This window comes from Fodinibius sp. (assembly GCF_034521915.1).
Taxonomy (GTDB): domain Bacteria; phylum Bacteroidota; class Rhodothermia; order Balneolales; family Balneolaceae; genus Fodinibius.
The window spans coordinates 92214-116057 of sequence record NZ_JAXHLU010000013.1 but is presented as its reverse complement, the minus strand read 5'-3'; the positions used below and the strand labels follow the sequence as shown (position 1 = coordinate 116057).

The following is a 23844-nucleotide window of genomic DNA, read 5'->3' as shown; positions in this document are numbered from 1 at the left end:
TAATTACATAATAAAAAATCTAAATGATATGAAGACTAAAAGATACACCTTCTTGGTTTTATTCATCCTTTTATTTGGGATTAATGCCGCTTGGGCGGGACAGTCGACGCAGTATGTTCTAAATGAAAATTTTGTGAAAGCCCAGGAGGTTGATACAAAGGTAAGTTTAGAAAAACAATTGGAACGTATTGAAACCGGTTACAATGTGGTATTTCTGTACGAATCCAGTATTGTGGAAGGAAAATTAAGTTCTGCAAAAGAGCTCGATGGAACGCTAAGAGAAAAAATTAAAAAGCTATTGGAGCCTCATGGTTTAGATTATAGCTATATTGATAATCGTACCTTTGTGATTTCAAAGCTACCTGAGACAAAATTAGAAATTGCAGCTGATACCGTATCCGGTGTTGTAACTGATAGTGAAACAAACGAAACACTTCCCGGAGTGAATATTATTATCAAGGGAACTAGTCGTGGTACTTCGACGGACATGGATGGAGAGTACTCTCTCACATCAGTAGAGCCACAGGATACATTGCGTTTCTCTTATATTGGTTATCAGACTCAAGAGATTGTATATGATGGACAAAACGTATTAAATGTTGCTCTTCAGCCCCAGGTCTTTGCAGCGGGAGAAGAAATTGTAGTTGTTGGATACGGAACACAGGAGAGAAGAAATGTGAGTGGTTCAATATCTTCTGTAAGTTCAGAGGATTTGGATGAGGCGCCGGTACAGCGCTTAGATGATGCCTTGCAAGGTCGTGTTTCGGGAGTTCGGGTAACCTCAAGTTCAGGTGCACCTGGTTCCTCATCATCTGTGAGAATTCGTGGGACGACCTCTATAAATAATAGTGACCCTCTCTATATTGTGGATGGCGTTCCTATTGAAAATGGCGGTATTGGCTATTTGAATCCAAGTGATATTGAATCAATCCAAGTATTAAAGGATGCTGCTTCAGCAGCAATCTATGGTACAAGAGCTGCAAGTGGAGTTGTTCTTGTATCTACAAAAAGTGGCTCACGCAGTGATTTCGAAGTTAGCTACAGTAGTTATTATGGAATCCAAGGACCTGAACAAAAATTGGACTTGTTGAATGCCAGAGAATATGCCGTGTTGCGAAATGAGTCTTCTGTAGCGGCAGGTAACGGGATTATTTTTCCTAACCCAGAGCAGTATGGCGAAGGTACCGACTGGCAGGAAACGATTTTCAATAATTCTGCAGCAGTGATTAATCAAAACCTTAGTTTTAGCGGTGGTAATGAAACATCTTCGTACTATGCCTCAATTGGGTATTACGATGAGCAGGGTATTGTAGCATCACCGATTTCGCATAATAAAAAGGTATCATTTCGATTAAATTCTACTGTTGATGTTACTGACTGGCTAACCTTTAGTGAAAATATTAGCTATACATACGAGAAGAATCGCGGAAGTTTGGGAACCAATACTGAGTTTGGCGGTCCTCTTAGTTCTGCAATTAATCTGGATCCCATAACACCAGTACTTATTACTAATGAATCTACTATTAATAGCCCTCCATATAGCAATAATCCTGTAATAAGGAACGAGCAAGGTTATCCCTACGGAATCTCGCGATATGTAGGACAGGAAATGTCGAATCCGCTGGCATATATCGAAACACAGCGCGGAAATTATGGGTACTCTCATAATATTGTTGGTAATCTCAGTCTCGAGGTTGAACCAATAGAGAACCTGTTAGTTAAGACTGATATTGGCGTTAAGCCAGCCTTCTTTGGCTTTGAGTCTTTTACTCCAATTTATTACCTGAGTTCAGTTGCTCAGAATACGGGTACCAATAGTTTTGCTCGCGAGAATAGTCGTAACTTAATCTGGAGCTGGGAAAATACTATTAACTATTCCACCAGCCTTGATTATCATAATTTCGACTTCTTGGTAGGAACCAGCACGCGCGAAACCAACGCTACTACTGTTGGTGGAACATATCAGGCCATCCCGGCACAGAATTTTGATAATGCCTCAATGAACTTTTCAGTGCCTAATGATCAGCGTATTGCTTTTGGAGGAGAGGCACAGCCATACGCCCTTAATTCATACTTCGGCCGAGTTAATTACGATTATGATAGCCGGTATTTGCTAACGGTAGTGCTCCGGATTGATGGCTCTTCCCGATTTGGAAGTGAAAATCAGTATGGAACGTTCCCCGCCGTTTCGGTGGGCTGGGTGCCAACCTCTGAACAATTCTTCCCGGACACTTTTGTTGATTATTTAAAAGTTCGCGCATCTTACGGGGTCAACGGTAATGATCGCTCGTTGGGTGATTTCCAGTACCAGTCAACAGTTTCGGGAGGTCGCAACTATGTGTTTGGAAACAGTATTTACACTGGTGCAAGCCCGAATGCCCCGGCTAATCCAAGCCTGGAGTGGGAGGAAACAACTCAGATTAATGCTGGTTTTGACGCCACTTTTCTGAATAATTTTTCTTTGACTTTTGACTATTATCACAAAGAGACTAATGGAATGCTCCTCCAGGTTGAAATCCCCTCATATGTTGGTGCCAGCGGCAATCCATTTGGTAATGTAGCAAGCTTGACTAACGATGGTGTTGAACTTGAATTGGGTTATGACAAGCAGTTTGAGGACTACGGCTTTAGCGTTACGGCAAATGGTTCCTATAATAAGAACGAGGTTACCGATATTGGTGAAAACGATTTCTTAGTCGGATCGATACCGCTACAGGCAAGTGCTTATGAGCTTACGCGAACCACTGTTGGACAACCTATTGGATCGTTTTACGGTTTCGAGACACAGGGTATTTTCCAAACGCAGGAAGAAGTAAATAACTATACGAACTCTGATGGAGATCTTATCCAGCCAAATGCCCAGCCGGGTGATTTTCGCTGGAAGGATCTAAATGGTGATGGCCGCATTACCAGTGAAGATCGTACCTTCATCGGGAATCCAACAGCTCCTTGGACATTTGGTATCAACCTTTCTGCAAATTGGAGGCAGTTTGATTTGAAGATGTTTGGACAAGGTGTATATGGAAACGAAATTTTCCAGGGACTGCGCCGCCTCGACATTGCTTCCGCCAACTATACAACACGGGCATTGAATCGTTGGACAGGACCGGGTACTTCTAATTCTTATCCGCGTCTTTCAGATAGCGATCCCAATAATAACTTTACAAATCCATCCGATTTTTATCTGTCTGATGGAAGCTATTTCAGGATCAAAACCCTGCAGCTTGGGTATACGTTGCCGGTAGAGCTTTCAAGTGATCTCGGTATTCAACAAGCACGTGTTTACGTTCGTGCCGAGAACCTGGCAACAATAACCGCATATTCCGGTTTCGATCCTGAAGTTGGCGGAGCCAGCTTTGGTATCGACCGCGGCATTTATCCGCAAGCTCAATCTTTCCAAGTTGGTGTAAATATCAAATTTTAAATCAGACAAATCTAAACAACACAACAATTGGTGAAAATGATGAAAAGTTTACTTACATATCTTATGTGTTTGGCTGTAGTCGTTTCCTTTGCCTCCTGTGATAACGTCTTGGACGTGGAGCCTAAAGGACAGCAGTTAGAGTCAAATTATTATCAGACTCCTGACCAGGCGTTTGCAGCATTAGTAGCTGCATATAATCCAATAGGATGGCAAACAGGCGGACCTGATGGTACCTTTATAAATATCCTTGGACCGCTTAATAGTGCTTCGGACGGTATGAATGCCGGTGGTGGCGGACCGAATGATGTAACAGCTTGGCAGGCGTGGAACTCCTATGATCTGAGTAGTGCCGTGGGTCCCCAGGCAGGCTATTGGAGCCGTAGCTACGCCGGTATTAACCGGGCAAACCTATTACTGCAAAGAATAGAGGGTGTCCAGGGGCTGGATGAGGCAACTAAAGCACGATATGTTGCTGAAGCTCGATTTTTACGCGGCTACTATTACTTCTGGTTGGTTAGACTTTTTCGCAACGTTCCGTTGATTACAGAACCGATCGAGACCAGTGAGATTTATCAACAAGAGCAGGCACCGCCTGCAGATGTATATGCTCAGATCGACGAAGATTTGTCTGCTGCTATTGCTGACTTGCCTAAGGCTCCACTGCCTTCAAACGAAGCTGGGCGTGCAACGAAAGGCGCGGCACGGGCATTTTTGGCGAAATCGCTGATGTATGAAATTGGAGACGGTCAAGATCAAGCGAAGATGCAGCGCGCTGCAAATTTGCTAAATCAAGTGAATACCTCTACGGCTTATGAATTATTAGACAATTATCCTGAAATATTCAGCCCGGATAATAAATACCATTCGGAGTCCATTTTTGAAATTACTCACACAGCTAAACAACAAGCTGATTGGGGAATGTTTGGAAGCGGAAATATCCAGGGTAATGTGTATGTGCAGTTTGTTGGCGCCCGAAGTTATAGCGGTCCCACATACAACAGTGGGTATGGATTTAATCCTATCACTTCCAAATTGGTGAATGCTCTTCAGGGCGACCCACGCTACGATCATACTATTGTTGATATTGGAAGTATGGCAGACAACGGAACAGCCAGTTACGAGCCGGGCTTCGAAGATACAGGATACTTTATTAAGAAGTTTGCCCCGCTACAAGAATACACAGCTGAAAGTGGGACTATTGAACTTAATTATCCCAACAACTATATAGAAGTTCGTCTTGCAGGCACCTACCTGCTTGAGGCTGAAGCGCTCGTTCGTTTGAACGGTTCTAGTGATACTCGAGCTGAAGCTTTACTCACCGAGGTTCGTGACCGGGTGGGTCTGGGCCCTGTTACTCCTACGCTTGATAATATTTATCGAGAAATGCAGTTAGAGCTCGCTACAGAAGGGCACCGGTGGTTTAATTTAGTGCGTACCGGTCGGGCTGCAGATGTCTTGGCTGATGAAGGATTCCAGGAAGGTATACACGAAGTGTTGCCTATCCCGCTGGAGTCACTAAACAACTCAGCTCTTGAACAGAACAATGGTTATGAATAAAGAGTAGTACTAAACTGATTATGCTGATAGTATTGCATACTGTTTTGGAGAAGTATAAAAGTAGTTTGGTATGCAAAACTATCGGTATATAAATATAAATCTGAAAGGTATTTCATTATGTATAAGTTCAAAAATTCAAAAAATCCGACATATCAATTTACGGTGCTTTTAGTACTCATGGTTGGTTTTTTTATGTCGTCATGTACCGATAGTACGACAGGCGGTGAGCTAGGCTCCGCACCAACATCAGAGGATGTAACTTTCACATCAGAACCTGATTCCGAAAACCCTAATATTATCCATTTCACAAATACGTCTGATAGTTTTAGGGCGCTTTGGGATTTTGGGAATGGCACAACGGCCGAAGGAGATGAAGTTATTGGTGAATTTCCTACAAAGGGCGAATATACAGTTTCGCTAACTATTTTTACCGAATCCGGGCATGCAATAGATAGCAGCACAGTAACTATTGCTGAGACAAATGTTGCTATGTTGGATGATCCAAATTTAAATATGTTAACAGGTGGTATTGATGCTATAAATGGTAAAACTTGGGTTATTGATAGTACTCAAATTGGTCATATGGGGTTAGGCCCAGCTGATCCCAATGAGGATGGTTATGGAACGCCAGCATGGTGGCAAGCCGCTCCAAAGGCTAAGTCAGGTGCTGGTCTTTATGACGATCGGTATACTTTTCAACTTGATGATGGATTTGTTTATAAGCAGGAAACAAATGGTCATGTTTTCCTAAAAACTGAATATTCAGATGCTGAAATTTTTAATAATCCTATGACAGCTGGTCCGGGCGGTGATGATTTGGTAACCGCCTACACTGCTCCGGAGAATCAATCATTTTCATTAGAAGAAGCAGATAATGGAGAACTTAGATTGAAAATTTCTGAACCTTCATTTATGGGGTTTTATACAGGTACTAGGACATATGATATCTTAGAACTGAAAGAAAATTTGATGGTAATTAGATTTTCAGACACAAAAAATAACTTTTTTTGGTTTCATCGATTGATTCCTGAAGGCTATGAACATCCACCAGAAATATTACCTTATAAGTCTGAAGCCCTGGAGGATAATTTTGACGAGGAAGGAAACGTGAGCTGGGTCACTGATCAGATCACGAATTTCAATGAAAGCTATGATGATCCTGCACCTTTAGTTCCTGACACAACTAATAAGGTTGCTAAATACACTAAAGGAGAGGGACAATTTGAAAACGTATATATTGATCTTGGTTACGAACTAAACTTGAATGAGCGGAGCCTCATTCGACTGAGGGCTTATTTGCCATCCTACAATGATTATGAAACGGTAGATCCCAATGCACAATCATGGGCACCAGGAAACCTCTTGAAGCAAGTTGAGGTAAAGCTCCATAATGTTAACGGTGAAACAGGACTGGGTGGTAATTCATGGCAAACTCAAGAAACAGTGATCCAGCAGGTATCGGAGACTGGAAAGTGGGTAGACTTAGAGTTTGATTTCAGTGCTGTCAGCGATCGCGAAGACTTTGACCGTATTGTAATTCAGATCGGTGGAGAAGGACACGGAAGGACTGGAACCTTCTTTATTGATGATTTTGAATTAACATCGGCTAATTAAACCGTTCTTTTTTAAATCTTTATGGAAGGAAGGTTTAGCTTCCTTCCATTTTTTATAGATGTCATTTTTTAATACCTCTAAGCTTTATTTGGTCTGATGAGTTTAATAGGAAAGTAGTACTCAATTGTTAAATACTAGTTTGCCAGTAGAGCTTTGAAAAAAAAGCTGGGCAGTAAATGGTTTTAAAATGTAACATGTATGAACGAAAGATTTCAACTTAGACTACTTTAATCATGATTTCGGATTTAAGAAAAAAAATTCTCTTTTGCACTATTGGTATTATGATGGTGTTTACACTAAATGCCTGTGGAGATGATAAAGGTATTACAACGTCAGGAACGGATGATGAAAATCCCTCAGACACGACCGCAAGCAGTGGAAAATATGAATTGGTTTGGAGCGATGAGTTTAATTATCAGGGAGCACCAGATTCTGACAAATGGAACTTTGAGATTGGGGCTAGTGGCTGGGGAAATAATGAATTGCAGTATTACACCGATCGATTAGAAAATGCACGTGTTGGTGACGGCGTATTAACGATTACTGCACGAGAAGAGAATTATCAGGGTGCAAATTATACCTCTGCTCGAATGATTACGTATGAAAATGATCACTATTGGCAATATGGGCGTGTGGAAGCACGCATTAAAATGCCGGAAGGACAAGGTATATGGCCCGCATTTTGGATGTTAGGTAAAAACATTTTTGAAGGGACGACGTGGCCTGCTACCGGAGAAATTGATATCCTGGAGATGATTGGCGGCGGTGAAAATGATCGTATTTTACATGGTACGGCGCACTGGGATGATAATGGACATACTTCTAAAGGAGAATCAGTAACCCATTCAGAAAAGTTGTCACAGGACTTTCATACTTACGCTATTGAATGGGATGACCAGCAGATTAAATGGTTTTTTGACGGCGAGCAGTATTTTTCATTAAGTACCCAATCTTCTTCTATGCGTGAATTTGATGCTCCGTTTTTCATCTTGTTAAATATTGCTGTGGGCGGTGACTGGCCTGGATATCCTGATGAAACAACCGTATTTCCACAAACGATGGAAGTAGACTACGTGCACGTTTATCAAAAACAGTAGTTTTTAAAATCCTACATAATAAAATAGAATTCAGATGGATAAAAGTTATAATGTTAGCCGTGTAATTCTATTATCTACAGCAGCGGCATTGGGAGGGTTCTTATTCGGATTTGACAGTGGGGTTATTAACGGTACCGTTGATGCTATCCAATTAGCTTTTGGATCTGATTCTGCAGGAACTGGTTTTAATGTAGCTTCTGTTTTATTAGGCGCCATGGTAGGGGCTTTCTTTGCCGGGAACTTAGCTGATAAGTTTGGTCGTAAGCCCATCATGATTTCTACGGCACTTGCATTTATAGTAAGTGCTTGGGGATCAGGCATTTCGGGGGGATCGATAGAATTTGTAATCTACCGTCTTATTGGCGGGATGGCAATGGGTGCTGCCAGTATTCTTGCTCCCGCATACATAAGTGAAATAGCTCCATCAAAGGTACGTGGACGTCTGGCTACCTTACAACAGCTGATGATTGTTATAGGATTATTTATGGCGTTTATGAGTAACTACTGGCTGGCCGGATTATCGGGTGGGGCTACAGAAGTTTTATGGGGAGGATTTCAAACCTGGAGATGGATGTTCTGGGCTGAAATAATTCCTGCTTCTGTATTCTTTGTTTCATTGCTGGCCATCCCGGAATCCCCTCGATATTTAGTTGCAGCTGGAAAAGTAGAGGAAGCCGGAAAGGTGCTTAAGGGAATCCTACCTAAAATTAATATTAGAGAAAAGGTTGCTGATATAGAATCGACCCTGCAACAGGGGATAAAGCCAAAACTTAAAAATATCTATGACAGTTATTCCGGGAAAGTTCATCCGCTAATTTGGGTTGGCTTGGGCTTAGCTATCTTACAACAGTTTACGGGTATAAATGTGATTTTTTATTACGGCGCCACACTTTGGAAATCTGCGGGATTTACGGAGGGTGACGCTCTGCTGCAAAATGTGATAAGCGGAAGCGTAAATATTTTCTTTACCTTTGTTGCTATCATGCTTATCGATAAAGTAGGGCGAAAACCGCTTTTATTGGTGGGATCATTAGGACAGGCAGTTATGCTGGGAGTTATGGCTTATGTATTTAGTATTGCTCCAAGTGGGGGACCGGATGGATTAAGCTTAAATCCAACGCAAGGAATGATTGCTTTACTTGCAGCCAATACCTATATCGCTTTCTTTGCTTTTTCTTGGGGGCCGGTAATGTGGGTGATGCTCGGTGAGATGTTCCCAAATCACTATCGAGGTGCTGCACTTGCCGTATGTGGAATGGCTCAGTGGGGCGCAAATTTTGTAATTACCATCAGTTTTCCGGTGTTATTGTCTAATCTGGGACTTGGCATTTCTTATGGTATCTATGCCTTCTTTGGAGTAGTTGCATACTTTTTTGTGAAAAAGTTCGTAGACGAAACTAAGGGCTTAAGCCTGGAAGATATATCAAGGGGAGGAGCCCAAAAGGGCCAAGCACTTGAGAAAAACGTTGTTGATTAAGCTAGCCTTTCTTTTGTTGTATGATTGTTGGCTTTCTAAACACAGTTAACTCTGCTACATGATAATTTAATCCTGCAAAATAAAAAGGCATCGCAGCAAAGCTACGATGCCAGAAATTATATAAGCAATATCCGAAGTTGATCAGGATATCCTCAACTAATATTTAGTTTAGCGCCTCATTTACAAGCTTCTCCTGCTCAGCCTTGTGGACTTTCTTCTGTCCGGCAGCCGGTGAAGCTGAAGCCAGTCGACCTACATAGCGAAGATTTTGTCCATCTTTGAGCTGCTGCATAATACGTGTAGAGACGAATGTCCATGCACCCATATTTTTGGGCTCTTCCTGGCACCATACAATATCATCAACATGGCTGAATTCCTCCAGAATATTACTGATGTCTAAGTCAGGAAAAGGATAAAACTGCTCTAATCGAGCAATAGCCACATTGTCGATTTCCTCTTCCTGACGCTGCTTATACAGATCATAATAGACCTTTCCGGAACAGATCACCAATCGATCGATATTGCTCTTGTCTTCCACTTCCTGATCAGGAATAAACGGCTGATACTGTCCCTTGGCCAAATCATCTGTTTTGGAAGTTGCAAGCGGGTGACGCAGCAAACTCTTGGGCGACATAATAATCAGCGGTTTTTTGTCATCCTGTTTTGCTTGCTTACGCAAGATGTGAAAATACTGAGCAGGAGTCGTAAGGTTGACAACCTGCATATTATCTTCAGCACAGAGTTGTAGATACCGTTCCAGTCGTGCTGATGAGTGCTCAGGCCCTTGGCCCTCGTAGCCGTGCGGCAGAGTCATAACTAATGATGAATTTTGCCCCCATTTCGCTTCACTCGCTGAGATATATTGATCCATCATCACTTGGGCACCGTTGGCGAAATCACCAAACTGGGCTTCCCAAATAACGAGTGCATCAAGGTTGGCTGCACTGTATCCAAATTCAAAGCCGACTGCAGCAAATTCACTGAGCAAGCTGTTATATGGATAAAATGGAGCCTGGTCGTCTTCAAGATTATTAAGTGGAATAAACTGTTGATCTGTTTCTGTTCCGTGCAGAATTGCGTGGCGGTGTGAGAAAGTTCCGCGCTCAGCATCCTGTCCCGTCAGACGAACAGTAGTACCGTTTTTAAGTAGCGATCCAAAAGCAAGTGCTTCTGCGAAGCCCCAATCAATTTTTTGTTCGTTTTTGTCAACAATTTCGGCGCGCTTGGCAAGCTGTCGTAACAACTTGGGATTAGCATCAAAATCTTTAGGAACCGTATTGAGTTTGACAGCAATGTCTTTGAGTTCATCCTCGGAATAGGTAGTATCCGGAAACTCGTTCCAATCTTCTTGCGTCATTTCATGACGATTAATCATGTCTTCGGTAACTTCAAGGGGTGAGGCATTTTTAGCATCCTCAAAAGCCTCACGAAGAAGTTCATCAAATTCATTGAAGATTTCCTGCATCTCTTCCTCGGTAAATTCACCACGACCCAACAGTGTATCTGTATAAATGTCGCGCACCGTTGGATGATTGTCGATTTCTTGATACATACCTGGCTGCGTAAATGCAGGTTCATCACCTTCATTATGTCCGTGTTTCCGGAAGCCGATTAGGTCAATAACCACATCTTTGCCAAATTTCTGGCGGTATTCGAAGGCCATCTGCATAGCGTGGACGGCTTCTTCGGGATTGTCACCATTCACATGAAAGATCGGAGCAAGAATAGCTTTGGCAAGGTCAGAAGCATATTCTGTAGAACGTCCGTCTTTGGGAAGGGTCGTAAATCCTATTTGGTTGTTTAGGATAATATGGATGGTTCCCCCGGTTTTATAGGCATCTAGCTGCGACATGTTCAAGGTCTCTGCAACTACGCCCTGACCAGAAAAAGCTGCATCACCATGGATGAGTACAGGTACGTTTTTCTTCTCTGCATTTTCGCTGTCGTGATCCTGAGTAGCGCGCGTTGCCCCCTCAACTACGGGATTAACCGATTCGAGGTGGCTTGGGTTTGGCATCAACTCAATTTCAATCTCTTCACCGGACGTAGTCTCATAGATTCCTTTCGATCCCAGATGATATTTTACATCACCGGATCCTTGAATGCTGTCGGGATCGAGATTTCCTTCAAAGTCAGCAAAGACTTTTCGGTACGGCTTGTTCATAATATTTACGAGGATGTTCAATCGTCCCCGGTGAGCCATACCCATAAATATTTTTTCTACTTGGTCTTGACCTGCTTTTTCAAGCATGTGATCCATCATAGGAATAAGCGTGTCTTCCCCTTCGAGGGAGAAGCGCTTATGACCGATATACTTCTTATGCAAGAACTGTTCAAAAGCCATCGCCTGATTGAGCTTGTGCAGAATCTGCTCTTTCTGATCTTTGGTTAAATCAGGCGTATTCGTGGTTGATTCCATGCGTTCGCGTAGCCACTTGCGTTCCTCGAGATCAAGAATATGCATGAACTCGGCACCCAGCTTGCCACAGTATGTTTCGCGGAGCAAGGTGATGATTTCTCGAAGCGTAGCTTTTTCATTGCCCCCTAATCCACCACAGTAGAATTCGCGGTCCAAATCCCAAAGGGTAAGATCGTAGTAACTTAAATCAAGCTCGGGACTTTGTCTCGGTTCGTCACTCAGCGGATCAAGATCAGCGAGTACATGTCCGCGCGTGCGATACATATTAATAAGTCGCATCACATTAATGGCGCGCTTGTTTTGTTCCAGCGTTGCACCACTGCCATCGAGCTGGCCCACATAAGTATCGGCACCAAAAGGCAGAGGATCGTATGGAATCTCAAGATCCTCAAAAATTTCGTTATAAAAATCCTCTTCGCCGTTCAGCAAGCTATGAACTTTCTTCAAGAATGCTCCCGACTCAGCCCCTTGTATCACCCGGTGATCGTAAGTTGAAGTCACATTCATGACTTTGCTGATGCCCAACTTATTAAGCACCTCCTGCGACATCGACTGGTATTCCGCCGGATAATCAATGGCTCCTGTCGCAATAATAGCACCCTGGGTTTTCATCAGCCGTGGTACCGACTGCACGGTTCCGATCATTCCCGGATTCGTAAGCGTAAGGGTAGTGCCCTGGAAGTCAGAAATTTCGAGATTGCCGTTTCGGGTTTTATCAATAAGTTCTGAATAGGCATAGAGAAACTCCTTAAAGTTCATCTTATCTACGCCCTTGATGTTGGGCACAAGGAGGTTGCGAGATCCATCCTTATTTTGAACATCAATCGCCAGCCCCAGATTTACTTGATCCGGAATAACTTTGTAGGGCTCCCCATCTTTGTAGGCGAAGGAGTTGTTCATATTCGGATATTCTTCCAGCGCTTTGATAATGGCCCAGGCAATATAGTGCGTGAATGAAGACTTAGGTTCATTACGCTGTTTCAAATGTCGGTTGATAATAACCCGATCTTCAATAAGCATCTTCATGGGCAGTGAACGAACCGACGTAGCCGTAGGAACCTCCAGACTTTCATCCATATTCTGAACAATTTTGCTGGAAATCCCTTTGATTTTTTCAAGGGTAGCTCCTGAGGGGATGTCAGTGTCGCCATCTTCTTTTTGCTGGGGCGCTTTCTTGGTTTTTTTCTGTTCCTTGGCCTTGGATGGAGTAGCTTTGGCAGGTGCCGGATCGTTACCGGCTTTTTGTGCCTCAGCTTTTAGATCTTCTGCCTGCTCTACTCCTTCAATTTCGTCGAAATATTGGCGCCAATGATTGGGAACAGAAGAAGGGTCTTCTTTATATTGATTAAAAAGTTCTTCAACAAGTGCGGAATTAGGTCCGAAAACAGCTTCGAGCGACTTCAAAATATGGTCTTATTCAGTGGGTTGAAATTATTAGTAAATAAACGTCTGCAAGAGTTAATATTGAATGTTATTTTTGGTTTCTTTAAACCATAAACAATCAAGCGTAAAGTTAATCATTGTGATATTAAATTACGATTCTTGAGCAGAGATAATTTTTGATTTTATTTTGCTTATTTCGATATCCCAACAATGATTTTATAAATAGGTTTCAAGCAATTTATGAACGATAAAGTGAAAGAAAAAACAGGGGCAGAAAATGTTTATTGGGATCTTTCTGATCTCTATAATTCTATTGATGATCCTGCTCTTGAAAATGACAAACAGAAAGTCGTTGAGCAGGCTAAAGAATTTGCGTCGACGTATAAAGGGAACGTAGCCGATCTTGATGAAGAAAGTATGAAACAGGCTCTTGAAAATTATGAAGAGCTTATTGAAATGGTTGGCAAGATCGGTTCGTATGCGCATCTCATCTGGTCAACTAATACCAATAAACCCGAATACGGCAAGCTAAAACAGGAAGCAAGTGAGCTTTCTTCCGAAATTCATCAGATGCTGGTGTTTTTTGATGTAGAGTGGTTGGATGTAGATGATGAAAAAGCACAAAAGCTGATCGAAAGTGATGAGTTGAAACAGTACAAGCACTATCTCGAAACATCTCGTCGATACAAAGATCATGTGCTGAGTGAAAAGGAAGAGCAGGTATTATCAGCAAAAAAAGTGACAGGGCGTAGCGCGTGGAATCGGTATTTTGATGAGACGATGGGGGCAGCCCGTTTTGAGTTAGAAGGAGAGGAACTAACGCAACAAGAAGTATTAAGTAAGCTCCATGAGCCGGATCGAGATCTGCGAAAGCGAGCACATGCATCGCTGACGGAAACGTTCGAAGATCACAGCCGTACGCTGACGTTTATCTTTAATACGCTGCTGGCTGACAAGCATACCGATGATAAATTGCGCAACTATGATAGCTGGATCTCATCTCGAAACCTGGCTAATGAAATTGATGACGAAACGGTCGAGGTGTTGATTAATTCGGTTACGAGCAATTATGATCTAGTTCACCGGTTTTATAATCTGAAGCGTAGCCTTCTGGGATATGATGAGCTTTACGACTACGATCGGTATGCGCCCATTCTTGAGAGCAAAAAGAAAATTCAGTGGGATGAAGCCCAGGAAATGGTTTTGGATTCTTACACCGATTTTCATTCAGAGATGGGTACTGTTACTCGTAAGTTTTTTGATAATAACTGGATTGATGCTGCGATGGAGCATGGCAAGAGGGGTGGAGCGTATTCTGCCAGTACTGTACCGTCGGTGCATCCGTATGTATTTATGAATTTTGATGGAAATATTCGTGATGTGCAAACACTGGCTCATGAATTAGGGCACGGAGTCCACCAGTATTTATCTCGAGAGCAAGGAGTTTTACAGGCTGATACGCCCTTGACGACAGCTGAAACAGCGTCTGTATTTGGAGAAATGTTGGTTTTTCAAAAATTGATGCGCAAGCTCGACGATCCCAAAGAAAAGCTGGCACTGCTGATCGGTAAAATCGATGATACTATTGCAACGGTTTTTCGCCAGGTTTCCATGAATCGGTTTGAACATGCCATGCATACCCATCGGCGTGAAAAAGGAGAGCTTACCACCGATGATTTTTCTAAGTTATGGCGTGAAACACAGGAAGCGGTCTATGGCAATTCGGTTACACTTACGGAGGAATACAATCTTTGGTGGAGTTATATACCGCACTTTTTACATACGCCGGGTTATGTGTATGCTTATGCCTTTGGTGAGTTGCTTGTGCTGGCACTTTATCAAGAATATACGCGCTCAGAAAATGGGTTTTCAGATAAATATATTGAGATGTTGCGCGCGGGAGGATCGGACTGGCCGGAAAACATAGTTGGCAAGTTGGGATTAGATATTACGCAGCCGGACTTTTGGGACAACGGTCTTTCAGCTATTGAGGAGATGATTAAACAGGCAGAAGAATTGGCAAAAAAGATAAATTAACAGGGGATGGATAATTACGCAACGGCACGGGATAAAGAACGATCGAATGCCGAATTGATGGGGCAGAAACGTCAGGAAAAAGCACTTCGTGAATTCAAGCAGGTGCTAAATGACCTGATTTTTTTGTTACAGAGTGCTTCCGAGATGGAAACGGTATATATGTATTGGGTTAACCGTTCGCGGGAGCAGTTTGTGATGGAGACAAAATCGACAGTGTTCGAAAATGTGATGTTTAAGGATCGGATTAGTTTTGACAAGCACTTTCTCGATGAGTTTAAGGATCTGGATGAACCTACAGCGATAGAGATCGGTGAAGATATTCCCGCTTCCGCGTTAAATCATTACTACAGCGAAGTGCCGGTCAAGTATATTACGTTGCTTCCATTTGTAAATAATGGGGAAACGGTAGCCATAACGGTTTTGGAATCCCGGGATCATATCTTTACCGAAAATAAGAGTGATGTTATTTATTCGTATATCAATGCGCTGCGTAATGTGCTGAATACCTACCTGGAGATCAGTGATCTTTACGAGCAGCAGGATGAGTGGATTAATTATGAGGATTGTATTTCGGAGTTAGAGGTTCGATGCCACCGGACAGAGTTAATAAAAAAGCTATTGAGTACTATTCAATCGTTTTTGTATGACGGCGGAGTTTCATTTATCGCGAAGGGAATGAACAATTGGTACAATGTTCTGAATGCTGATAATGCCAAATACGCCCCGCCTATCGGCATGAAAATGGAAGAGCGTTCGCTGGCTTATGAGGCAGTTGAGCAAGGAAAAGCAGAGTTTGCCATCCATTTTAACAATAATCCAAAGCGGCTTTCGCCAAGAGAACTTAACTCGGAGGGTGCAACGCTTGCTATTCCATTGATGATAAAAGACCGGCGACAGGGGGTGGTGCTGGTGTACGATAAAAATCCCCTTATATTTAAGGAATCTACCAAGCATAAATTGGTAAATTTGGTGCGTATTGCGGGATTACAAATGCTCTCAAACAATCCGCAACTGAATGTTGACAGTTCTGTTTTCGCAAATCAGTATGATGCCTATTTGCCAGAGCTGTGGGAGCAGACTGTTAATTCAGAATTACATCGTCTCAAACCCGATTCAGGAATGCAGAAAACCTGGTTTGGGTTGGTAACCTTATCTAATTTGCCTGAACTGAGAACTAAGCTGCGGATGGATCAATTGGATCAGATGCAGAAAGACTTAATTGCATCATTTAATCCGAGTCAGTTCGGATATAACGGAATTTTAGGATATAACTCCGACTATGTGTATTCCTTTTTAATCCAGAGCAAAGATGAGGATGCCGTAAAAAACTGGAGTAAGTCTATTAAAAAGAAGTTCGACGGTTCCTTTGAACTTTCAAACGGTATCCATATTGAAACAGGTATAAAAGTGGGATTTGTACGTTTAGACAGTGACTATAGTGACAGTTATCAAGTTTTAAAAAATGCCAAATCAGCTTTATCACAGGCACTAAAATCCAATAAAAACGAAGCGGTATAACATTTATGGGAAATTATTATGTAATTGTTATCGATGGTCTTGGCGTCGGCGCACAAGAAGATTCCTCCGAATATGGAGATGAAGATGAAAATACGCTGGGTCATGTTTGTGAAGAAACAGAAGTTAAGTTGCCCAATTTGCAGCGAATGGGGCTTGGCAATATTATTCCATTAACATCAGTAGCTGTAGAATCGGAACCTATTTGTGCCTATGGAAAAATGCGGGAGCTGTCGGCCGGTAAGGATTCTACAACGGGCCACTGGGAAATTGCCGGTATACAGCTAAACCGGCCGTTCCCAACCTATCCCGATGGGTTTCCCCAAGAGGTTATTGATCAGTTTTGTGAGGGAATCGGTGTTGAAAATGCGTTGGTGAACAAACCGTATTCGGGTACCGATGTTATTGCCGATTACGGTAAGGAGCATATGGAAACCGGATATCCTATCGTGTATACCTCAGCAGACAGTGTATTCCAGGTTGCCGCCCATGTGGATGTAACCCCTGTAGATACGCTTTACGAATGGTGTGAATTTGCCCGCAATGAAGTGCTGCAGGACGAACACGCGGTAGGACGAGTTATTGCACGTCCCTTTACAGGAGAGCCGGGAAATTTTGAACGCATTTCGGATAAACGTCATGATTATTCGATGATGCCGCCTGAACATAATATCATCAATCAATTGCAGCAGCAGGGAATTAAAACGTATTCTATTGGTAAAGTAGTTGACCTTTTTACCGATGAATATTTCACCCAATTTCGGCGCACAAAAAGCAATGCCGAGGGAATTTCACAGCTGTTAAGCCTGATGTCGGCTGCTGAAGATAGTTTTGTATTTGTAAACCTGATTGATACGGATCAAAAATTCGGACATCGACTTGATCCCCAAGGATTTGCAGAATGTCTGCAGGAATTTGACCGGGCAATACCGGCGATTGTAAGTAAGTTAGATGAGGATGATATATTGATTATTACCGGTGATCACGGTAACGATCCTACATCCGAAAGCACCGATCACAGCCGAGAGTTTGTACCCTTATTAATTTGTCCTTCTGAAAAGGCTGAACGCGTTAATTTGGGAACCCGTGATACGTTCAGTGATATAGCAAGTACTGCAGCTGATTTTTTCGGAATTTCGGAAACATTTCCGGGCACATCAATGTTGAATAAAAGTTAAGCAGAGTAGACAAAGTTGGTTCGAAATTGACATTTTAAAGTCTTATATTATATAGATCTAGAATAGGCAACATATATCCGATTCAGTCGTTATATATCCCATTTAACTTGTTTGTCTTATCAAAGTGATCTTTAGCAGCAGGTCAAATCAACGTAAATAAATCCTAATTTAACCCATCATATCCCGTGGCTAGAAGTTCAGGTATTTCTACTCGAGAATCAGAATCTCTCGATCGCTATTTACAGGAGATTGGAAAAGAAAAACTTATCACCCCCGAAGACGAGGTCAGGCTTGCCAAAGAGATCCAAAAAGGCAGCCAAAAAGCACTTGAAGATCTAACGAAAGCAAACCTTCGTTTTGTGGTTTCTGTTGCAAAACAGTATCAAAACCAAGGGCTTTCGCTGGGCGACCTTATCAATGAAGGGAATCTCGGCTTGATTAAAGCTGCTAAGCGTTTTGATGAAACGCGTGGTTTTAAATTTATTTCGTACGCCGTTTGGTGGATTCGTCAGTCTATTTTACAGGCACTGGCAGAACAGAGCCGAATTGTTCGCTTACCACTGAACCGAGTGGGTGCGCTCAACAAGATTGGTAAAGAGCTTTCCAAGTTGGAGCAGGAGTATGAACGTGTTCCTTCTGCTGCCGAGCTTGCAGAAAGTTTGGATATGACCGTCTCGGAAGTAGCTGATACGCTTAAGATTTCTGGTCGGCACCTTTCCGTGGATGCTCCTTTTGCACAGGGCGAAGACAACCGCCTGCTCGATGTGCTTGAAAATGAGGAAACCCCCGATCCCGATATGGATCTGATGGGCGAATCGCTCAAAGTTGAAATTGAACGTGCACTTTCAAAGCTGACTAATCGAGAGGCAGAAGTTATTCGCCTCTATTTTGGCATTGGCCGCGAACACTCGTTAACGCTCGAAGAAATTGGTGAGCGTTTTGATTTGACGCGCGAACGTGTTCGTCAGATTAAAGAGAAAGCACTCCGTAAGTTGCGTCACCATAACAGAAGCGCTGCGCTACGTGCCTACTTAGGATAAAATCCATAAACTTATTTGAAAATTGAAAGCCCCGAATTTCGGGGCTTTTTTTATTGGTCTAAACTTTTAATAGAATAGGGAGTAGCCATTTAATATTTCCTCAGCCGCTTCGTTTTATAATTATGAAAAAAGGAATCTGCTTATTTTTACTACTTCTTTGCACGGCCGCTGTAGTGGAGGCGCAAACATATCCCTTTCGCACGTACTCCATTGAAAATGGGTTAAGCGAAGCAGTTGTAAATACTATTACCCAAGATGAAGACGGATATCTGTGGATCGGTACGGGTTATGGCTTAAACCGTTTTGAAGGCGTTGGATTTAAGAACTATTACGTTGAGGATGGTTTGCTGAATAATGGAATACAGTCGCTTTTAGCAGATGAAAAAAATCAGCTGTGGATTGGAACTGAAGGCGGTGTTAATGTCATGAGAAAAGACAGTATCCATACCATACCTGAGCTGAAGCCCCTGGACTCGAGTTCTATTTTATCAATTTATAAAGACAGTCAAAATGAGTTTTGGTTTACAACGGATGGCGAAGGGGTTTGGCATTGGGATTCCAGTCAGCAGTTGACTCAGTATCGAGAAGTGCATGGAATGGGCAGTAATCGAGTGCGGGATGTACTGGAAGATAAAAACGGAGTTATTTGGTTTGCTACTCGTGACGGGCTTACAAAGCTGGAAGACGGGAATTTTAGAACCTTTACAACGCGACATGGATTGCCGGATAATCGTTTGAGGGATCTTGCATTAACCGAAAATGGAGACCTTTGGGTGGCCAGTAGGGGTGGGCTCTGTACTGTAACTGATGAAGAAATCAGTTGTTTTACCGAACAAGAGGGCTTAATTAATAATCGAATTCAATCCATATCAGCAGACGGTAATAATAATTTATGGTTGGGTACCGAAGAAGGAGCGAGCTACTTTGCTGACGGGGAATTTGAAAACTATTCAGTAGAAGAAGGATTAGCCAATAATATCATTCATTCAACATTTTATGATACTGAAGGGAATATTTGGTTTGGTACGTTTGGTGGGGGTATCAGTCTTTTCTTAGGAGATCAATTTGAAAACTATACTATTGAGGATGGGTTGCCCAATAATGTTGTAACCTCAATTACAGAAGATCGCAAGGGGCGTTTTTGGGTTTCAACCTACGGGGGCGGGATAACCAAGATTGAAGGGCAATCACTCGAAACTATCAATGCCGGCGATGGTTTGGTAGATGATAAAGTATATACGTTGCGAACTGATGATTTGAACCAGTTACTGGTTGGTACGCGCTGGGGATTTAGTATCTACAATTATAACACATTTAATAATTTTGACGAGCATGAGCTTCCCCATCGTAAAATTCGTACAATCTTACCTTTTCCCAATAGTTCAGATATGTTGTTGGGAACATATGGGGAGGGTATTATTCAATATCGAGATAAAGAATTTAGTCAATTTACCGAAGAAGACGGGTTAGCTAATAATGTGGTAATGGCACTCGAAAGGGGAGCTGATGGCTCAGTTTGGGCTGCAACCTATGGCGGGTTAAGTCGATTCAAAGATAACACCTTTACAAACTATACGCTGCAGGATGGCCTGCCCAATAATGGTATCCTGGATGTAATAATTGCAGATAATGGGGAATTATGGGTTGCTACATTCGGGGGCATTGCCCGATTTACCGGGGATAGCTTTGAATCTATAACACCAGAAGATGGATTGCCCGATGAGGTATGCTACTTTATAGAACAGGATGATCGTGGGATTTTTTGGATCGGAACCAACAAGGGGGTTGTTCGATTTGATTATCAAGCCTATCAATCGGGAGCTGAAAATACAAATATGCAGCCTTTTCGACTGCTTACAACTGATCAGGGACTTACATCAAACGAAATGAATGCCGGTGCATCGTTTAAAGACAGCCGCGGTCGACTTTGGTTTGGATCAGTAGGGGGTGTATCTGTTTTTGATCCTTCCAAAGAGAAGATTAGCAATGCTGCTCCCAAAGTACATATAGAAAATATCAGCGTATCCGGTGAACTTATATCAATTAAAGAGCCGCTGGATATTGGGAGTGATAATCATAATATCACTTTTGAATTTATTGGCATTAGTTTTACGGCTCCACACCAGATGAAATATCGCTACCGATTAAAAAATTCGAATGAGGGATGGCAAGAAACTACACAGCCTTCGGTTCGGTATTCCGCGCTTATGCCCGGAGATTATACCTTTGAGGTAAAAGCGAGAAACTTTAATGGTAATTGGAGTCCCCGGGCTGCAAGTATTAGCTTTTCGGTACAGGCTCCATTTTGGCTACAATGGTGGTTTATTGCACTGGTTGTTATCGCTTTGGCAGGTATAATCCTGTTTATTTATAACTACTATCGCGTTAAAAGGATGGTAGAAATGGAGCGAATGCGCGTACGAATTGCCAGTGATCTGCACGATGATGTAGGTTCAGCTCTAACGGAAATTGCTTTACAATCTGATTTTCTGCAAACAATGGAGGTGCCGGATAAGCTGGAGGAATCTCTAAAGCAAATTGGTGCACAAAGCAGGAGAATAGTTTCCAGTCTGGATGACATCGTGTGGTCAATTGATGCTCGTAACGATACCGTTGGAGATCTGACCGATCGCATGCAGGATCACATGAATAATGTACTGCCGGACCGTAAGGTGTATTACGATTTTGATTGTGATATGCAGCAACAGCTGGATGTATCATTAAAAGAAAATCTGTATCTCATATATAAGGAAGCGGTAAATAATATAGCCAAGCATTCCAACGCCGACCGTGTGGATGTAAAGTTATGTGCTGATGGAAGTGGATTTACAATGGGTATTAAAGATAATGGGACCGAAGTTTCGGGATCGCGAAAAAGTGGGCAGGGGTTGAGGAATATGAAAATGCGAGCGAAACGAATTGATGCAGAAATTACATTTAATGATAAGAACGGTTTTGAAGTGATAGTAGAGAATCGTAACTAATGAGTACGTATTTAGTTTAAATATATAAACTCCGGTAATATGGCACCAGTAGTAGGAATTGTTGAAGACAACAAAAAAATAAGGGATTTAATACAGCGCTACTTGGATATGCAGGATGAGCTGTCGTGTCCCGTTGCAGTGGATTCGGTAGAGGAGATGCAGGAATATCTGGAAGAGCACCCTGCGCCAGATGTTATTTTGATGGATATTCAGCTTCCAGGCATGTCGGGTATTAAAGGTATCGGCCAGATCAAAGAGAAGTATGAAGATGTGGATATCATCATGCTTACGGTATATCACGATTCCCACAAAATATTTAATGCTTTACGGGCGGGTGCATCGGGATACCTGTTAAAACATACTTCTCTTCCAGAGATTAAGGATTCAATTTTAAAGCTGGTTGATGGCGGTGCACCCATGTCCCCACAGATTGCGCGAAAAGTGATTAATCATTTCCAGGAAAATGCGCCAAAAAAGAATACCGATTCAGATCTGACGCCCCGCGAGCATGATATTGTAAATGGACTTGTAGACGGACTAAGCTACAAAATGATAGCTGATCGCTACGATATTTCTATTGATACCGTTCGTGCACACATCCGTAATATTTACAAGAAGCTGCACGTTAATTCTAAGGCAGAAGTTATTGCCAAGTCCCTAAAGGGAGAAATTTAGTAATTCCCTTCGCATGAATATGTGATTGAATGCAACGATTCTGCTTACTACTATTGTTATAGATAATAACAGAAGCAGCTGAAACCTTCTGCCAATTTGGGTAAAATATGGAGTCTATTATGAAATTAGTGAAAGTGTTTATAATCACCCTCTTAGCACTTTTTCTCACCGGATGCTATACGCAGCTTCAGTATAGTCAAACCATGAAAAAGGTTACGGATAAGAAACAAACGAGCGATACGCCCGCCTATTCCTGGAGTGGTGAAGAGCAAGCTGAGTCTTCTCAAGATAAAGGGGATGAAAATGCAGCTAAGGCAGAGTATCAACAAAAGAAAACCGAAGACTATATTCCGGTCTACTATAAGGATTATGAATATGCCACTAAGTATGGCGATGTATATAACTTTTATGGTAATGACTGGTATGGATATAATTCTTATCCATATTCAAGATGGGGGTCTTTTTATTCTTGGAACCCGTTTAGCTACGATCGCTGGGCTTTTCACAGTTTATATGGACGCTGGTACGATCGACCGCATTATGGATTTTCTATTAGTTTAAGTTGGGGATGGCCAAGTTATCATTACGGTTATTATGATCCATTCTATAATCCCTATTATGACTACTATTGGCATCGATATTACAGTCGATATGCCTATGGATATTGGAATTATTATGGAAAGTCTGGATATGGTTATGGATATTATCCCGATAAAAAAGTAAGAGATAATAATAATGGCCGTTATGGTCCGCGTTCTATTGGCACAAATCGCGTAGAGACGGAAGGCAATAGATCCAGGTCAGTTAACAGGGATCGAAGTGCTGCGGTGACTAATCGAACATCGTCAACCGTTCGTACCCGATCGGTAGGGACAACTCGTACTAGAGGTACGTCTGATCGTTCATCATCCGTTAATCGTGACAAAAGCCGGGATAACAGCTCCTCAAGTCGAAGCCGAACAAGAGGGCAGGATCAAATCGATAACAATCAGAGAAGTAGATATGATTATCGCAGCAGCAGTGACGAGATACCGTTGGTCATTGATGAAAAACAGCTGGAAGAAATTAGAGCTCGAATCAGGAATAATCATAGAAATAATTATATAAACCGCTCTCGATTAAATAGCGACAGGGATAGAACACCCACGTTTTTTAACCGAATGAAGAACTTTTTCGAGCAGAGTGCTGGCAGCTTTTCGAATGGAAATAATGGGCGAACATTACGTACCAGAAGCAGTTATCCATCAACAAACAGGTCGGCTATAAACCGTAATTCGAGCAGTAATAATCGCAGCTCGGTTACAAAAAGCAAATCGTCGTCCAGCAATTCACGTTCGCGAGGCAGTAGTTCTTCGTCCCGAAGCCGGAGTGATAACAGCAGCTCTTCATCTGGTTCTGACCGAAGTCGCGGCAACTGATAGCTAAGCGACCACATTCCAACAAA

General features: G+C 42.3%; 13 protein-coding genes. 12 read left to right on the top strand and 1 reads right to left on the bottom strand.

Annotated elements, in window-relative coordinates:
- Positions 1-28: 28 nt before the first annotated feature.
- The 5 genes from U5J89_RS08745 (at position 29) to U5J89_RS08725 (ending at position 9169) form a co-directional block, all read left to right on the top strand.
- On the top strand, positions 29-3424 hold the full coding sequence (locus tag U5J89_RS08745) for a SusC/RagA family TonB-linked outer membrane protein (protein WP_322575235.1): 3396 nt from the start codon (positions 29-31) through the stop codon (positions 3422-3424).
- A gap of 36 nt (positions 3425-3460) precedes the next feature.
- Positions 3461-4981, top strand: a complete 1521-nt coding sequence (locus tag U5J89_RS08740) for a RagB/SusD family nutrient uptake outer membrane protein (protein ID WP_322575234.1) — start codon at positions 3461-3463, stop codon at positions 4979-4981.
- A 117-nt stretch (positions 4982-5098) separates the two neighbouring features.
- On the top strand, positions 5099-6595 hold the full coding sequence (locus U5J89_RS08735; RefSeq protein ID WP_322575233.1) for a PKD domain-containing protein: 1497 nt from the start codon (positions 5099-5101) through the stop codon (positions 6593-6595).
- Positions 6596-6876: 281 nt separating this feature from the next.
- The gene (locus U5J89_RS08730) at positions 6877-7692 is read left to right on the top strand and encodes a glycoside hydrolase family 16 protein (protein ID WP_322575232.1); all 816 of its coding nucleotides are present in this window, start codon (positions 6877-6879) and stop codon (positions 7690-7692) included.
- Positions 7693-7726: 34 nt separating this feature from the next.
- Positions 7727-9169, top strand: coding sequence for a sugar porter family MFS transporter (locus U5J89_RS08725; protein ID WP_322575231.1), 1443 nt, complete (start codon positions 7727-7729; stop codon positions 9167-9169).
- 163 nt (positions 9170-9332) lie between these two features.
- Here U5J89_RS08725 and U5J89_RS08720 read toward each other — a convergent pair whose 3' ends face one another.
- The gene (locus U5J89_RS08720; protein ID WP_322575230.1) at positions 9333-12992 is read right to left on the bottom strand and encodes a multifunctional oxoglutarate decarboxylase/oxoglutarate dehydrogenase thiamine pyrophosphate-binding subunit/dihydrolipoyllysine-residue succinyltransferase subunit; all 3660 of its coding nucleotides are present in this window, start codon (positions 12990-12992) and stop codon (positions 9333-9335) included.
- A gap of 219 nt (positions 12993-13211) precedes the next feature.
- Between U5J89_RS08720 and U5J89_RS08715 the strand changes: the two genes are divergently transcribed.
- The 7 genes from U5J89_RS08715 (at position 13212) to U5J89_RS08685 (ending at position 23818) form a co-directional block, all read left to right on the top strand.
- Positions 13212-15008 carry a M3 family oligoendopeptidase gene (locus U5J89_RS08715; RefSeq protein ID WP_322575229.1) on the top strand — a complete coding sequence of 599 codons (1797 nt, stop codon included), beginning with the start codon at positions 13212-13214 and terminating at the stop codon, positions 15006-15008.
- Between the two features lie 6 nt (positions 15009-15014).
- Entirely contained in the window at positions 15015-16526 is a 1512-nt protein-coding gene (locus U5J89_RS08710) for a GAF domain-containing protein (RefSeq protein ID WP_322575228.1), read from the top strand.
- 5 nt (positions 16527-16531) lie between these two features.
- Positions 16532-17701 carry a phosphopentomutase gene (locus U5J89_RS08705; protein WP_322575227.1) on the top strand — a complete coding sequence of 390 codons (1170 nt, stop codon included), beginning with the start codon at positions 16532-16534 and terminating at the stop codon, positions 17699-17701.
- 185 nt (positions 17702-17886) lie between these two features.
- On the top strand, positions 17887-18741 hold the full coding sequence (locus tag U5J89_RS08700; RefSeq protein WP_322575226.1) for an RNA polymerase sigma factor RpoD/SigA: 855 nt from the start codon (positions 17887-17889) through the stop codon (positions 18739-18741).
- Positions 18742-18863: 122 nt separating this feature from the next.
- The gene (locus U5J89_RS08695; RefSeq protein WP_322575225.1) at positions 18864-21725 is read left to right on the top strand and encodes a ligand-binding sensor domain-containing protein; all 2862 of its coding nucleotides are present in this window, start codon (positions 18864-18866) and stop codon (positions 21723-21725) included.
- Between the two features lie 39 nt (positions 21726-21764).
- The gene (locus U5J89_RS08690) at positions 21765-22400 is read left to right on the top strand and encodes a response regulator transcription factor (RefSeq protein WP_322575224.1); all 636 of its coding nucleotides are present in this window, start codon (positions 21765-21767) and stop codon (positions 22398-22400) included.
- 119 nt (positions 22401-22519) lie between these two features.
- Complete coding sequence (locus U5J89_RS08685) at positions 22520-23818, top strand: hypothetical protein (RefSeq protein ID WP_322575223.1); 1299 nt, start codon at positions 22520-22522, stop codon at positions 23816-23818.
- Positions 23819-23844 lie beyond the last annotated feature (26 nt).

What these genes read in the sequence shown, in the direction of transcription:
- U5J89_RS08745 (WP_322575235.1), top strand. Translation starts at nt 29, where the DNA reads ATGAAGACTAAAAGATACACCTTCTTGGTTTTATTCATCCTTTTATTT.
- U5J89_RS08740 (WP_322575234.1), top strand. Translation starts at nt 3,461, where the DNA reads ATGATGAAAAGTTTACTTACATATCTTATGTGTTTGGCTGTAGTCGTT.
- U5J89_RS08735 (WP_322575233.1), top strand. Translation starts at nt 5,099, where the DNA reads ATGTATAAGTTCAAAAATTCAAAAAATCCGACATATCAATTTACGGTG.
- U5J89_RS08730 (WP_322575232.1), top strand. Translation starts at nt 6,877, where the DNA reads ATGATGGTGTTTACACTAAATGCCTGTGGAGATGATAAAGGTATTACA.
- U5J89_RS08725 (WP_322575231.1), top strand. Translation starts at nt 7,727, where the DNA reads ATGGATAAAAGTTATAATGTTAGCCGTGTAATTCTATTATCTACAGCA.
- U5J89_RS08715 (WP_322575229.1), top strand. Translation starts at nt 13,212, where the DNA reads ATGAACGATAAAGTGAAAGAAAAAACAGGGGCAGAAAATGTTTATTGG.
- U5J89_RS08710 (WP_322575228.1), top strand. Translation starts at nt 15,015, where the DNA reads ATGGATAATTACGCAACGGCACGGGATAAAGAACGATCGAATGCCGAA.
- U5J89_RS08705 (WP_322575227.1), top strand. Translation starts at nt 16,532, where the DNA reads ATGGGAAATTATTATGTAATTGTTATCGATGGTCTTGGCGTCGGCGCA.
- U5J89_RS08695 (WP_322575225.1), top strand. Translation starts at nt 18,864, where the DNA reads ATGAAAAAAGGAATCTGCTTATTTTTACTACTTCTTTGCACGGCCGCT.
- U5J89_RS08690 (WP_322575224.1), top strand. Translation starts at nt 21,765, where the DNA reads ATGGCACCAGTAGTAGGAATTGTTGAAGACAACAAAAAAATAAGGGAT.
- U5J89_RS08685 (WP_322575223.1), top strand. Translation starts at nt 22,520, where the DNA reads ATGAAATTAGTGAAAGTGTTTATAATCACCCTCTTAGCACTTTTTCTC.